Below are 13,667 nucleotides of genomic sequence, written 5' to 3' on the forward strand. Positions count from 1 at the left end.
CTCAGCGGTTGACTTCGAGGTTCGTCAGGACGAGCAAAGCGCGCAGGAGTCGGGTGGCGCGGGCGGGATCGGTACGGAGCTTGGTGAGGATTCGCCAGTTCTTGAGGTGGGCGAAGCCGTGCTCGACCGGTGCCCGTCCGATCGCGAGGACGCGGTTGGCTTCCTTCTCGCCCGGGGTGAGCTTGTGGGTGCGGCCGGCGGTGTAGCCGGTGACGATGACGGGATCGAGGATGTCGTTGTCCAGGCCACGGAAGCCGAGGTCGGCCAGCGCCCCGAGGCCGGCCGCGCGCAGGTGGGCCAGGATGTGGTCGTGGCGGGCCGCGGTGTTGTCGTGGGTGCGGCCGGGCCGGGCGGCGGATATCCAGATCAGGCGCCCCTTCTCGTCAGTCAGGGCGAGGAAGTGCAGGCCATGGCTGCGGTGCTTGCCGGAATAGTTCCGCCGGTCGGCCTTTCCGGTGCGGCGCTGGGTGCGGATGAGGGTGCCGTCGATCAGGACGACCTCCCCGCCCCGCTTGGCGATCTTCTTCAGGGCGCGGTCCAGGCGTGGTGCCTGGGCGGCGAGCAGTCCGATCAGTTCGTCGCGCCAGCGGCGGACGGTGGACTCGGACACGTTGTTGCCGCCGGCCATGTCGGCCAGGCGCTGGTCGTGACGCAGCACGGCCAGGACGATCACCGCGATCCGGCCGGGCGGCAGGATCCGCCACCGGGACCGTATCGCCTTCAGACGGCGCCGCAGCAGATCGGCGAGGTGGTTGACGGTGCGCGTGGACAGCGGCAGACGGCACTGGTAGACAAGCGGGCAGGTGTCCTCGGCGCGTTCGTTGGTTTTCGTCACACAATTCCAACGGCCGCCGGGGGCATGCCGGTTACGCCCGAGCCGCACCGCCGCGGACGGCGGGGTCAGGTCACAGACGGGTGGTGAACCGGCCGTCGGGAAGTTTCCGCAGCCAGCCGCGGTCGGTCAGTCTGACCAGCTTCCCGCGCAGCGGCTCCAGCTTGCTCCGCACGCTGACGTCCACCCCCAGCACCTCGCCGACCTGCCGAGTCATGACCGGCCCGGCGGCCTGCCGCACAGCAGTGAGGATGCGCCGGTAGGCCGGCGGAAGCATGGTCTCCTCCACGCCCGGCTCGCGGTGCGGGATCAGCATCACCGCCCGGCCGCCCACCTGCCCGGGCGCCGGCGCGGCCGAGGCACGCTCCTCGGCGAGCTGCTCACTCACCCGCTCAAAAACACGTTCGGCGACGGCGAGTTCGTCCCGCTCCGCCCGCACCTCCGCCAGCTGCTTGGCCAGCTGTTCCTCGAGTTCGTCCAGTTCCGCACGGCGCGCGGTGATCCGTTCCAGCAGCTCGGGATCCAGCATGTACGGGATCGTAGAAGACCGCCCGGCCGCTGCGAGTAGGAATCGGTCGTACTGGGAGTGTCAGGTGGCTGCCCCGGTTGAGATGAATCTTGCGAAACCGTGAGTCGGGTTGTCGCACCTGAACGGTGATCAGCGGGGCGGGAAGGAAGCCAGAGAGAGGTCCCACTGGTCAGCCGCGTGGAGCAGCGCCGCGGCGTCCATCCTGACCTCCACGACGTACTGGTAGATGTCAGCCCCGTTGTCACCCTGGTGCCACGGGGGTGCCGCCTCCAAGGACAGATGAACGCGAATCACCGCGGTCCCGCCCTCGCTTTGATCGGCGAGGCTGAAAGCCACGACCGGCTCGATGAACCACGTGTCCGGCGAGAGCTCACCTTCGGCATCAGGTTCGGACACGGCCACCGTCCCCGCGGCCACCGCGCGCAGCCACGCGGACACCTGGTGGGCCTCATCGGTGAGCAAACATGGATCGGCGAAGGACCAGCTTCCCTCAGGAGTCATCACCGTGCCGTCAATGACCAGCCAGTTGTCGTCGTACGAGTCGCCCCGGACCGTGGCGAACTGATAGCGCACTGGGCGGAGATCGACACTGCTGGCGAGATCGTTCAGGAGCACTGGGCCAGGATGTCATGCGCTGGCCAGCAGGACGGACTGTGCCTTCCAGCCCAGATGCACAGGCCAGAGCGCCGCCCCGGACTGACCTCCGTTTCGGAGACAACCCCGACCTCTGTCAGACGATCTTCTCCATGGACTCCCGCCCACGAGTAGCGTGAGCACCGCGAGAGCCGGTCACACCAGCCCTTTGACCTGCGGCTTCAGGTTGGCGGAGGCCCACTGACTCCAATTATGGGCTGATCAACCCGTCCGTAGTCCCGCAGGCGCTTGTCGGCGACGACGCTCGGGACGTTCGTGTGCAACCTGCTTTTCGCGACCCCGGCGACACAGCCGAGATCACGCAGTTGTGGGATCATGGCAACTGAGAGGAAAACTGAGGGGGTTGACCTTGGCTGACGTGCTGATCAGGCGCGGAGTTGCCGGACTGCCGAGCGTGTCCCGCTCGGATGTCCCCGGGAACTACCCGTACGAAGCGATCAGGGTGGCGAAGCTCATCCGAGCCGCCGGCTTGACCGTCGAGTTCGAGGACGAGAAGCCTGATCGCACTTACCTGACCCACGACGCCGCCGAGTTCTGGTTGCCGATCATCGAGTTCGCCAGGGACGTCGGGAAAGAGACCCTGATCGCAACGCTGACTGGCTTGGTCTCCTCCTACGCGACGATGAAGATCCTCAGGAGGGGCGATTCGTCCGGCGAAGAGGTGACTGTTCCGTCCCCCGTTCTGCACGTGGAGGTAACCCGGCAGGGTGACCTGACCACCAAGCTGGTGCTGGACGGCCCGGCCGACTCGGTCCTCGAAGCGATCACCAGGATCGAGAGGTGGGGTTCTGAGGATGAGCGCCGTCAGCTCCCCGAGGGATGAGAACGAAGTCTTCCAGCAGTGCCAGGTCGACCTTGAGCAGGCCAAAGCTGCACGCCACCCCGATCCAGCTGCGCTAGAGATCCTGCGGCGGCTGAGGGGGGAGCTGCGGCAGGTAATGGACCGTTCCGAAGAGCACGACCTTGCCCTCTTCGACCGAGCTCATGAGCTGCTGGACGAGGTAGGCGGATTGCTGAGGCGGGCCTATCCGAAGGCTTGCACCATGGCCTACCGCGACGGCGTCTACTACCGGGAGTGTCCAGTCGATCTTGGGCATCTTCGGGTCGGGTTTAGCGTGGAGACACGCGTGGACGAGTCGGAGTGCTCGATTTGCGGACTTGATCCTGACGAATGCGATCACATCCCCGGTGAGTCGTACGAAGGCCGTGAGTGCCTCGTCATCATCACGAAGGCCCAGATCCTGGCAGTGGCCCTCGTAGCTAACCCGAGATTCCGGGATGCGCGCTTCGGCAGCCTGTCGCTCGGCACATCTACTGAGCTGCGTGCTGCTCTTGGGCCGAATTTTCGGCCGGGAGTGAGGCTCAGCTGCGATAAGTGCCTCGCGGGATGCCCCGGCCTCAACCGAAACTTCGATAGGTCGACACACGGCTGATCGACAGTAACTGGGCGGACGAGACTCGAGACTCGGCGCTGCCGCAGAGTCGCGCTTCCGCGTGCTGGTCGTTCTCGTGGTGCACCCACGAGCTGCTTCACCCCCGTGCCGGTGACACCAGCTCGCCGCCACTTCAAAGAGACAGCCTCTAGCCGCCGCTGACCTTGTCCCCTTCGGTCTCCCAGCGGACAGGCCCGGCCAGTGCTTCGGTTTCCTGCAAGAGCCGGTCCGGAGGCGTGAAGTCCCCCAGCTCGACCGCGAGCGCGGCGCGCACGAACGCGGCGAGCGCGATGCTCCCGTTGCGCACCTCGAAGATGCGCAGCACCCCGTCCGCGTACGCGGCACGGTGTCGGCACCCGGCCTGCACGCAGTACCCCTCGGCGGCCAGGGCGAGCCGCTTAAAGGCGGCGTTCTTCTCGTCGGTGAGCTGGGCCGGACAGCCCAGATGATCCAGCGTGATCCGGAGGTGGGCGCCCATCTCGGCCGGGCGGATGGTGAGCCGTCCGCCGCCGGGCGTGATGTAGCGGCCGGGCGCCACGGGGGCGTACGGATGGATCAGCGGCAGATCCTTATCCACTGCGTGCAGGGCGGGCAGTCCGTCGTACTCGAAGTAGGGGCCTGCAATGCCGTTGTGCTCGATTGTCATGCGGTCCTCGTTTCGATCGCGGGGCGGGCGCCGGGCCGCCCCGTCACGCGCTGGTGACGGGCACGTTCCGCAGCAGCGCGGAGGTCATCGCCAGGAGCGTCTCCGCCTCGGCCCGGTCGTACTGAAAGGTCTTAGTGACCGCATCGTTGTGCAGGGCGCCGCAGGTCTGGCTGTACAGGGCGTCCTGGATCCGCCACCACCGCTCGGTCTGGTTGCACTGGCTGGCTTGCTTCCTCGATCCGGGGTTGTCCCAGGTGACGTTCTCCCGGACCCACTCCAGCGCCCGCCTGACCTCTAGGATCGACGCCCGCACTTCGCCCACGGTCAGCAGCCGCTGCGCCTCTCGCAACGTCCGGCCGACCTCGTCCCGCTCCGGATCGCCGATCGGGTACGGCACCGCCATCTCGAACGCCGCGGACGGTCCAAGCTGCGCGAGCTGCTGTTCCCATCGGCTCTTGGCGATGGTGATGTGCGCTGTGTCCTGGGCGCTCCCCGGGTACCCGGGCGCCTGCGGCAGGGTCGCGTTGAGGTCGATCTCGAACCGGATGTCGCCGGTGCGGCCCTCCTCAATCGCGTGGACCTGCAACGAGGTCAGCGGGAACGACATGTTCACACGGTGGACGGTCACCGTCGGGGTGTACGCCAGGTTCGCCGTGGTCCGGGCAAGCCGGGAGCGCTGCCCCGTCGCCTCGAAGCCGAACAGGTCCGCCTCCAGGGCGAGGATCTTCCCGGCCTCGGTGAGGGGCGACACCCCGACGGCGAGCTGGACGCTCAGCTCGTAGGCTCCCAGCGCACGGTGCAGCCACGTCTGGTCGCTGCTGACCGCCGCGGTGAACCGAATATCGTCGTCGAAGCGGAGTTCCTGCATAGCTCCCCCAAAGGGCGTGTCGATCACCCGATTCTGCCGGGCGGGCCGCTGTATCACCGCCAATTTCCCCCGACCGCGAGCAACGGGCCTGGCTCCAGCCACACGAGCCGCGGTACCGCGTGAGCGGCAGCCCGGGGGCCCCGGGGGTCGGCGAAGGCGGCTGGCGAATGCCCCGACAGCTATCGGGCCCCAGCCCTGGGCAGCACCGTAGGAGACTCGCACACCGTGTACCACCCCAACCAGCCCTCTGTCGGGGGTCAGTAGCGCTGATATCGGTGCTCAAAGCAGTCGCTGCACATGTGCGTTTCCGGGATGGCGAAGCTGGCAACCGCAAGCTCGCAGTAGCCGCAGAGTCCCACGCACTCGATGCCGCAGAAGAGGCAGAGCAGCCTGGAGCCGCTGCCTTCGCCATCGGTGGGGACATCTGTCACGGCCTCCCTGCCACACTCACCGCATTGGTGCACCGGGGACGGGCCGCCGCCGGTGACGATCTCGTGCTCCGAGGTGTCCGCGTAAGCCCAGACTGCTTCGGCCGGCGGTCCCAAGTGGGATTCGCAGACCGCGCAGGTCAGATCGGCGCCGCCATCCAAGGGCACCGCGACCGCCGCGCAGATGGGGCAAGGGAGGATAGTGGACCACTTGCCCAGCAGTTTCCGCGCGGGTTCCATGCGCAGGTCTACGAGGCGTTGGATGCGGCCAAGGCCAGGGCGGATGCGCTCCACGGCGTCCTCAGCGAGCGTGAGCTCTTCTCCTTCCACCCGGGGGAGCAGGTCCTCGCGTACGAAGGTGAGCAGGTTGTCGAGCACGGGCGTCGTGAGCACTTCCACTGCGAGGGCGGTGTCGGTGACTCCGAGGTGCGCGAAGCGGTTGCGCATCTGGGCGAGGGCCTTGAAGTGTCGTGGTGCCAATAGCTCTGTATCGAGGTCGAACTCCTTGATGACGCGCTTGCGGGCGTCCTGCCAACCGCAACTCTGGAAGTCTCCGCGTGCATGGTTGCCCGGGTCGTAGGCGTCGGGTTTGGCCCACACCAGGGCCGGATCTTTCATAGCGAGCCGGGCCTTGAACAGCGTCTCCGCGGCGGACGCCAAGTGCACCACGGCGTACTTCAAGTTTCGGGACGGGACGTCCCCTTTCACGGCGAGCAGGTCAACGGTGCTCTCCAGGAAGTCGAGCCCGTTGAGCACGGGCGGGAAGTTGACGCTCGGCCCGCTGTCGTTGGTCGCGCTCACTGCTGCGCCTCCCCGGGAACGCTGCGCAGATGGGGCAGATGTTCATCCTCATCATCCGGGAAGGCCTGGATGAGCTGGTTGATGGCGGCAGCAAGACCGGGAAGCAGAGTTCGGGTTCCGCTCTCGTTGGGCATGGTGAAGCCCTCGAGACGGAAGTTCATCGCCCAGGCTTGCAGGAACGAGTCGTCTCGTCGTGCCTGGTCGATTGCAGCGTCGTACAGGTCGAGGACTCCGAGGAGCGCTTGGCAGACGGGTTCGGGAAAGGATCCCTTCTTCTGAGCTTCAGCAATAGCCTCGCGCATATAGACAGCGCGGCGTGCTGTGAGGTCAGACATCGGTTCCTCCCTGCTCAAGAAACTTGCTGACCTCGTCCGCGATGCCCTTGCCGCGGGTCTTCCTCACCGTGGTCCGGCCGGTGGATTCGGGGATGCCATCGCTGCCGACCCACACGTACGGGTCCGTGCCTTCATTATCGAATCGCATGGCGATCTGGATATCGACGGTCTTGAGGTGGCTGGCAGGGGCGGCGGCGAAGATGGTGGCTGAGGCCCGGCGGAGCGGGTAGAGCCGGAAGTTCCTGATCCAGGTCGAGCCGTACTCGTCGAGGAAGGCGCTGTGGCCGTCTTTGCCTGCACGTATCTGCACTTCGTTGTCGCAGAGGCGGAGGTCGAAGTACTCCTCGGCGCGGTTCTCGACGGTGACCTGGAAGCTGAAGTACGTCAGGCCCTTCGCGTCGTCGTCACGGCCTCTCTTGGGAACGTCGCCCTTCTTGAAGCTGTGTACCCGGACGCGGAGGCCCGTGAAGTCTTCGTCGTACTCCTGCCAGTCCCCGAGGACGTTCGGATGGAGCATGCTGTGGTCTTCCCTCCTGGTGACTGCCGGCGGGCAGCGGTTGCGGGCGGGGCCGGTCCCGCAAGACCGACCCTGACATGCCAGCAGCCAACTACACTCCCGACGCTGCCTCTGACCAGGCCAGATAGCGAAACGCTGCTGGAGTATTAGAACAGCCGACGCGGCACTGAGGCGCGATCATCAGAAGGTGATCGGACAACCCTGAGCCAGGTGTGCCATGACCTTCGCCCGGGAAGAGACGAACGCACGTTTCAGGGCGGTGCCGGCTCCGTGTCAGGGGACGGACATTGTCGGCTGAGCCCTCAAGCCTGTCTTTAAGCTGCTGGTTCTCGCGGGCGAGCTCGTTGATCGCGTGGGCATAGGTCTGGACGAGGTCTTCGAGGCCAGCGCAGTGGCGCCGTAATTTCGCATCACCGACCAACCGGTACCCGACCTCTCCGCCCTGATGGCTCCTCCCGCACCCGCACCCGAGCTGGCACAGATCCACGCACTCATCAGCGACGCCGCATCACAGGCCCGAGCACGCCTACGGAACGCAACTCGCTTGGAGTGCGCACTGCACGAAGACGCACTCTGCCTCGCCGCCGTAGTCCCCGGCATCCGACTCCCCGAGACAGCCGAGCGACTGGGCATCGACGTCGCCGATCTGAGAGAACAACTCTCGGTATACACACCTACGCGCAGTACCCCACAGGCGCCTATGGCGTGATTTACGTCACATGTCAGTGAAGGGTCGTTGTGTCTCAGCGATGCAGTGATCCGACGGTGGCATTGCTCTTGCGAGGTCCACGTCGCACCTGAGTGGGTCAGGCGGGTCGATGTCTCATGAGACATGTGGATCGTGGAGAACACTTCCACGCCGATCACGTGGCGGGGCTGCCCGGGGTGCTGAGGGGGCGCCGGGTGGGTGTGATCGAGACGACGGGGCTCGACGAGCCCGCCGACCAGGCGGAGTCCGTCCGCCGTCAGGCGAAGGCGCGGGGCGTTCCGGTGCGGCGGGCCCTCGCGGGGGAGGAGCGGCGTACCGGGGAGCTGTCCTGGCGGGTGCTGTGGCCGCCGCCGGGGCCGGTGTCCGCCGCGGCCGGACCCAACGACGCCAGTGTCACCCTGCTGGTGCGGGTGGCGGGCCTGCGCATGCTGTTGCTCGGTGATCTCGAACCCCCGGCGCAGCGGGAGTTGGACAGATCGCAGGCGGCGCTTCTGGCCGGTGTGGACGTGCTCAAGGTGGCCCATCACGGTTCGGCGCACCAGGACGCCGGACTCCTCCGTACGGCGTCGCCTCGGCTCGCCCTGGTCAGTTGCGGTGAGCAGAACCCGTACGGGCACCCGTCGCCGGCGACGGTGGAGGCACTGCGTGCCCGGGGGGCGAGGGTCCTGCGCACGGACCGGGAGGGGGCGTTGGCGGTGACGGGGACGGCCGCCGCCCTGCACGTGGCGACGGACTGACCGGTGACGGAGCGCGTCCGTCACTCCGGCCGGGGCTCCCCACGCCGCTCCGTCCGGCCCGGCCGCGAGGTGGCCGGGGCGCGGGCCACCGGGCGGCGGCGAGCCCGGCCCCGGCCGCGGCCGGGGCCGGAACCGGAATGTGTTCGGGAGGTGGGGACGGGACGGCGCGCACCACCGCGCACTGCGCCCCCGTCCGCCGGGACCACCCGTTCGACGAGGTGTTCCCGGCCACGCGCAGGGTCGGCAGGTCGTGTGAAATCGCCACGGGTGAAAGGGACGAGCGTTGCCGAGCGGAGTCCGGAGGGGGTGCGTGGGTAGCGTTCTGATGCCGAGTGCAGAACGGAGACCAGCCATGCCCCCGTCCCCCGAAGAGCACACGGGCGCGCGCATCAGGCACGCCCGTAAGATCCGCCGGCTGACACAGCGTGAGCTGGCCGACCGGTCACACGTCTCCTACAGCACGCTGACCAAGGTCGAGCAGGGCGCGATGCCCGCGAGCCCGTCCGTGATCGGGGCGCTCGCCCGCGCCCTGTCCGTCCCCGTCGCCGAACTCCACGGGCAGCCCTACCTGGAGGAACTGCGACAGGACCAGCTCGACGGCCTGATCAACCCGATCCGGGAGGCGTTGAACGTCTACGATCTCGGGCCCGACCCCGACGTCGTCCCGCGCCCGGTCGGCGAGCTGGAGCGGCATGCCGAGGAGCTGTGCGCGCTGGTGCGGGTCACCAACATCAAGCAGGTCGCCGCCGACCTGCCCGGCCTGATCCGGGAGGCCACGTCGACGGTGCACACCGTGCCGTCGGGACGGAGCTGGCGGCTGCTGGCCAGCACGTACCGGACCGCGTACGACGTGACGACCAAGCTGGGGTACCCGGATCTGTGCACGGTCGCGCTGGACCGGCTGGACTGGGCGGCGCAGAAGGCGTCCGATCCGGTGCTCGCGGGGATGCGCCAGTACCTGAGGGCGCTGGCGTATCTGCGGGCCAGCGACTACAAGACGGGGCGGCGGCTCATCGGCCTGGGCATGGCCACGCTGGGGCAGGCGGAGCCGGGCCGGGTGCTCGACGCGGTCACGGGGCAGATGCACCTGGGCGCGGCGGTGGTGGCCGGGCGGGACAAGGACCAGGACACGGCGCGGGAGCACCTCGACGAGGCGGCGCGGATCGCGAAGATGACGGGGCCCGCGGAGAAGGTGCACTGGCTGTCGTTCGGGCCGACCAACGTGGGGGTGCACCGGGTCAGTGTGCTGACCGAGCTGGACCAGTACGCGAAGGCGGTGGACGAGGCGCGGCACGTGGTCATCCCGGAGGACTGGCCGCCGTCGCGGCTTGCCCACCACCACGCCGAGGTGGCGCGGGCGCACCTCTGGACGGGCCGGACGGACGCCGCGTTCAAGAGTCTCCTGACGGCGCGCAGGCTCGCGCCGCAGCAGACGAAGTACCACCCGACGGTGCGGGAGACGTACACGGCGCTGGAGTCGGCGAAGCGGCGCATGCCGGACACGTTCACCAACTACGGGGCCTGGCTGGGCGGATGACAGGTGACGCAGGGTGACATCGTGGGCGGGACTATCAGTGAGGACTGATACTTCCGGACCCGTGGGGTCGGCACTCTGAGAGGGGACAGGACCCCCGGGACCGCGTGAGAACGGTTCGGGGGCGTGGCTCACGCTCGTCGAGGGAGCGCCGACGTCATGGAACCCACCGCCCGGGGAGAGCCCGGTGTCAAGATGACTCTGCGTGTGTACCGGATGGCCCGGGACGGTACGGTCACGGAGGACCAGGGCACCGTGCGGGTGCCGGAGGGCGAGGCGTCGCCGACGGTGCTCGACCCGTTGCCGCCGTGTGCGTGTCCGGTGCACCGGGCGGGGCGGGAGGCGGGGCGGTGAACGCGGTGGAACGGGACGAGGCGACGGAGCCGCTGGACCTGTTGCTGATGCGGCGGACGGTGGCGATCCTGCTGGACCCGGACGCGGTGGCGGAGGCGTTGCCGCCGGCCGGTGCCGAGCTGAACGCCGTCACCGGGCTGCTGCGCGGGCAGCTCCAGCTCCTCGTCCCGGAGGTGGAGCGGCTGGCGGGGCAGCTGCCGGTGGAGAGCGTGCCCCGGTACTGCGCGCTCGCCTGCGTGGGGGAGGCCCGCGAGAGGCTGCGGGCCCGGCCGGCCCCGCGGCACGGAGGGTCCCTCGGCCGCGCCCGTCGTCTGGCCCGCACGCTGAACGCCCTCTGCGACCACTACGAGGCCCTGACCGGCCCCTGACCGGCCGCCCCGACCGCCCCGCCACCCGGGCACCCCACCCGCCCGGCCCCTCCCGCCGGCTGCCCCTCACCAGTGCCGCCACCCGGCACCTGCTACCGGGCACCCGCTACCCGGCACCCGCCACTCGCCTCGTCACGCCCTCCGGCCATCCGTGCCGTCATGCAACGCCGCACGCCTCCCGCGAGCAGGCCCCCGGGCTGCTCTCTGTGAGAAATCACACCTGGCCGGTCAATACGGGTCACACGGGTTACTCGGGAGTTCTCCCTGCACATGGGCTTCTTTGGCGTGAAGTGGTCGCAGGTTGCCTCGAAAGCCTCATTGGTGATCGAATGTTTCTTCGGCAACTGATGGTGGGCAGGGTGCGGAGGGTGTCGCAGATGATCAGCCGCTGGCTGGGCAACCGAACGAAGCGGACGCAGCGGACGGGCCCCCTCGCGGCGGTGCACACCCCGCCGAGCGCCGGGGTGCTGAGCTGCCGCGTCCTCGACCCGGTCGGCGAACCGGTGCCGCACGCCGAACTGGCCGTCAGCGACGCCATGGGCCGCAAGGTGGTCGGCGGCGGTACCGACCCCTACGGTTCGTTCGTGGCGACCGTGCCCGCCGGGGAGTACCGGCTCGCCGTCTCCGCCGAGGGCTTCACCCCCTACCGGGCCATCGCGACGGTCGCCGAGGACTCCCTCGCCTCGCTGGGCGACGTGACCCTCCAGGTGGCCCAGCCACCGCAGTTGCCCGCCGTCGGCGACTGGGAGATCGAACCGGCCCACTCCTCCATCGGTTTCACCGCCCGGCACATCGGGCTGGCCCGGGTCCACGGCCGGTTCAACTCCTTCGCGGGCGCCGTGCGCATCGCCGACGACGTCGCACACTCCGCGATGCACGTGGTGATCGACGCCGCGTCCATCGACACCAACGTGCGGATGCGCGACGACCACCTGCGGTCGGCGGACTTCCTGGACGTGGAGCGGTACCCGACCCTGGAGTTCTACAGCGACCGCTTCACCCACCGCGGCGGCAACCGCTGGGCCGTCACCGGCGCCCTCTCCCTGCACGGCGTCACCCGCACCGTCACCCTGGACACCGAGTACTTCGGACTGGGCAACGGCATCGAGGGCGAGGTCCGCGCCGCCTGCCGGGCCACCACCGAACTGCACCGCGACGACTTCACGGTGAGCTGGCAGACCATGCTGGCCCGCGGCATCGCCGTCGTCGGCCCCAGCATCGGCATCGACCTGGACGTGCAGATCGTGCCCAAGGGCTGACCCGTCTGCGGCGCGCTCGCCCCGGTGCCGCAGAATTGCCCCGTGAACGACGTGAGACACGTGCTGGTGCTGCCCGACCGCGACGCCGCGGAAGAGGCCGCCGAAGCGCTCGGGGAACACTTCGGGCTCGACGAGGAACCCGAACTCGTACGGGACTCCCTGGCCGGCGAGGACGACGCCGAGGACGCCCAGTGGCTCCTCGTCCTGCGTGACGAGGACGAGCGCCTGGACCCCCGGGAACTGGACACGTTCGCCAGCCGGTGGGACGGCTGGCGCGAGGAACCCTGAACCACGCGCGCCGCGCCCGCCCCGCCGCACCCTGCCCGCCCCGCCTGCCCGCCCCGCCTGCCCTCCCCGCGCCCGCCGGGCACAGCGCGCCCCGCCCGCTGCCCCCGCCCGCGCACTCCCGCGCGCGCCGTCCGCGGGGCGTCCGGCGGAGGGCGTTGTCGGTGGTGCGTGCGATGCTTGTCGACGATGGCCAGGAAGACTGCGAACGACGACGTCCTCGCCCCGGTGACCCTCGCCGTGGGCCAGGAGGACCTGCTGCTTGACCGCGCCGTGCAGGAGGTGGTGGCCGCCGCGCGTGCCGCCGACGCCGACACGGACGTGCGTGACCTGACCCCCGACCAGTTGCAGCCCGGTACCCTCGCCGAGCTGACCAGTCCCTCGCTGTTCGCCGAGCGCAAGGTCGTCGTGGTCCGGGACTCCCAGGACCTGAGCGCCGACACGGTCAGGGACGTCAAGTCCTACCTCGCCTCCCCGGCCGAGGAGATCACCCTCGTCCTGCTGCACGCGGGCGGCGCCAAGGGCAAGGGCCTGCTGGACGCCGCGCGCAAGGCGGGGGCACGGGAGGTGGCCTGCCCGAAGATGACCAAGCCGGCCGACCGGCTGGCGTTCGTACGGGCGGAGTTCCGTTCGGCGGGGCGCTCGGCCACCCCGGAGGCGTGCCAGGCCCTGGTCGACGCGATCGGCAGCGACCTGCGCGAGCTGGCCTCGGCGGTCTCCCAGCTCACCGCCGACGTCGAGGGCACCATCGACGAGGCCGTCGTCGGCCGCTACTACACGGGGCGTGCCGAGGCGTCGAGCTTCACCGTCGCCGACCGCGCGGTCGAGGGCCGGGCCGCGGAGGCCCTGGAGGCGCTGCGCTGGTCGCTGGCGACGGGGGTGGCGCCCGTACTGATCACCAGCGCGCTGGCGCAGGGCGTACGGGCCATCGGGAAGCTGTCCTCCGCGCGCGGGGGGCGTCCCGCCGACCTGGCGCGGGAGCTGGGGATGCCGCCGTGGAAGATCGACCGGGTGCGGCAGCAGATGAGGGGCTGGACGCCGGACGGCGTCTCGGTGGCACTGCGCGCCGTGGCCGAGGCGGACGCGGGGGTGAAGGGCGGGGGCGACGATCCCGAGTACGCCCTGGAGAAGGCGGTCGTGACGATCGCCGCGGCGGCCCGTTCACGGGGCAGGGCCTGACAAGCCGACGCGGACCGCCGGACCGGCCGCGCGCCCCCCGGGCGGAGCGCCGGGAGGGCGCGCAGGCACCGGTACCCGTCGGCACCGAAGCCCCGCCCGCCGCCACCGAGGCTCCCGCTGCCACCGAGGCCGCCGCCACCGAGATTCCCGCTGCCACCGAGGCCGCGGCCACCGAGGCCGCCGCCACCGAGACTCCCGC

The 13,667-nt window shown here is 69.5% G+C and carries 15 protein-coding genes and 1 pseudogene; 8 read left to right on the forward strand and 8 right to left on the reverse strand.

Annotated features, from left to right (window positions below; translation table 11 throughout):
* Position 1: 1 nt before the first annotated feature.
* The 3 genes from VM636_RS20695 to VM636_RS20705 all read right to left on the reverse strand — a co-directional run bounded on the left by VM636_RS20695 (position 2) and on the right by VM636_RS20705 (position 1,976).
* Complete coding sequence (locus VM636_RS20695; protein ID WP_338485298.1) at positions 2–835, reverse strand: transposase family protein; 834 nt, start codon at positions 833–835, stop codon at positions 2–4.
* 70 nt (positions 836–905) lie between these two features.
* Positions 906–1,361: a hypothetical protein gene (locus VM636_RS20700; protein ID WP_338485300.1), complete on the reverse strand. Its 456-nt coding sequence runs from the start codon at positions 1,359–1,361 to the stop codon at positions 906–908.
* 129 nt (positions 1,362–1,490) lie between these two features.
* On the reverse strand, positions 1,491–1,976 hold the full coding sequence (locus VM636_RS20705) for a hypothetical protein (RefSeq protein WP_338485302.1): 486 nt from the start codon (positions 1,974–1,976) through the stop codon (positions 1,491–1,493).
* Between the two features lie 388 nt (positions 1,977–2,364).
* On the opposite strand from VM636_RS20705, the gene VM636_RS20710 reads away from it, so the two are divergent.
* Complete coding sequence (locus VM636_RS20710; protein ID WP_338485304.1) at positions 2,365–2,838, forward strand: hypothetical protein; 474 nt, start codon at positions 2,365–2,367, stop codon at positions 2,836–2,838.
* The gene (locus tag VM636_RS20715; protein ID WP_338485306.1) at positions 2,810–3,448 is read left to right on the forward strand and encodes a hypothetical protein; all 639 of its coding nucleotides are present in this window, start codon (positions 2,810–2,812) and stop codon (positions 3,446–3,448) included. Before VM636_RS20710 ends, VM636_RS20715 begins: the two co-directional genes overlap by 29 nt.
* Before the next feature lie 148 nt (positions 3,449–3,596).
* Here VM636_RS20715 and VM636_RS20720 read toward each other — a convergent pair whose 3' ends face one another.
* From VM636_RS20720 to VM636_RS20740, 5 genes are all read right to left on the reverse strand, one after another.
* Positions 3,597–4,094 carry a DUF6420 family protein gene (locus VM636_RS20720; RefSeq protein ID WP_338485307.1) on the reverse strand — a complete coding sequence of 166 codons (498 nt, stop codon included), beginning with the start codon at positions 4,092–4,094 and terminating at the stop codon, positions 3,597–3,599.
* Positions 4,095–4,137: 43 nt separating this feature from the next.
* Positions 4,138–4,962 (reverse strand): hypothetical protein, encoded by an 825-nt coding sequence (locus VM636_RS20725; RefSeq protein WP_338485309.1) that lies wholly within the window; start codon positions 4,960–4,962, stop codon positions 4,138–4,140.
* A 257-nt stretch (positions 4,963–5,219) separates the two neighbouring features.
* The gene (locus VM636_RS20730; protein WP_338485311.1) at positions 5,220–6,191 is read right to left on the reverse strand and encodes a hypothetical protein; all 972 of its coding nucleotides are present in this window, start codon (positions 6,189–6,191) and stop codon (positions 5,220–5,222) included.
* Complete coding sequence (locus VM636_RS20735) at positions 6,188–6,526, reverse strand: hypothetical protein (RefSeq protein WP_338485313.1); 339 nt, start codon at positions 6,524–6,526, stop codon at positions 6,188–6,190. The genes VM636_RS20730 and VM636_RS20735 overlap by 4 nt, the downstream gene beginning before the upstream one ends.
* On the reverse strand, positions 6,519–7,043 hold the full coding sequence (locus VM636_RS20740) for a hypothetical protein (protein WP_191045143.1): 525 nt from the start codon (positions 7,041–7,043) through the stop codon (positions 6,519–6,521). The genes VM636_RS20735 and VM636_RS20740 overlap by 8 nt, the downstream gene beginning before the upstream one ends.
* An 849-nt stretch (positions 7,044–7,892) precedes the next feature.
* Between VM636_RS20740 and VM636_RS20745 the strand changes: the two are divergent.
* The 6 genes and pseudogenes from VM636_RS20745 to holA all read left to right on the forward strand — a co-directional run.
* Positions 7,893–8,489 (forward strand): annotated as a pseudogene (locus VM636_RS20745) (MBL fold metallo-hydrolase); the annotation flags it as partial.
* A 352-nt stretch (positions 8,490–8,841) separates the two neighbouring features.
* Complete coding sequence (locus VM636_RS20750; protein WP_053912491.1) at positions 8,842–10,026, forward strand: helix-turn-helix transcriptional regulator; 1,185 nt, start codon at positions 8,842–8,844, stop codon at positions 10,024–10,026.
* 347 nt (positions 10,027–10,373) lie between these two features.
* Positions 10,374–10,745 carry a DUF6415 family natural product biosynthesis protein gene (locus tag VM636_RS20755; RefSeq protein ID WP_053912492.1) on the forward strand — a complete coding sequence of 124 codons (372 nt, stop codon included), beginning with the start codon at positions 10,374–10,376 and terminating at the stop codon, positions 10,743–10,745.
* Between the two features lie 377 nt (positions 10,746–11,122).
* Positions 11,123–12,004, forward strand: coding sequence for a YceI family protein (locus tag VM636_RS20760; protein ID WP_078962468.1), 882 nt, complete (start codon positions 11,123–11,125; stop codon positions 12,002–12,004).
* Between the two features lie 42 nt (positions 12,005–12,046).
* Positions 12,047–12,292 (forward strand): hypothetical protein, encoded by a 246-nt coding sequence (locus tag VM636_RS20765; protein ID WP_053912493.1) that lies wholly within the window; start codon positions 12,047–12,049, stop codon positions 12,290–12,292.
* Between the two features lie 186 nt (positions 12,293–12,478).
* Positions 12,479–13,468, forward strand: a complete 990-nt coding sequence (gene holA, locus VM636_RS20770; protein WP_030418313.1) for a DNA polymerase III subunit delta — start codon at positions 12,479–12,481, stop codon at positions 13,466–13,468.
* The last annotated feature ends 199 nt before the right edge of the window (positions 13,469–13,667 follow it).

This window comes from Streptomyces sp. SCSIO 75703, from assembly GCF_036607905.1.
In the GTDB taxonomy this organism is placed as follows: Bacteria; Actinomycetota; Actinomycetes; order Streptomycetales; family Streptomycetaceae; genus Streptomyces.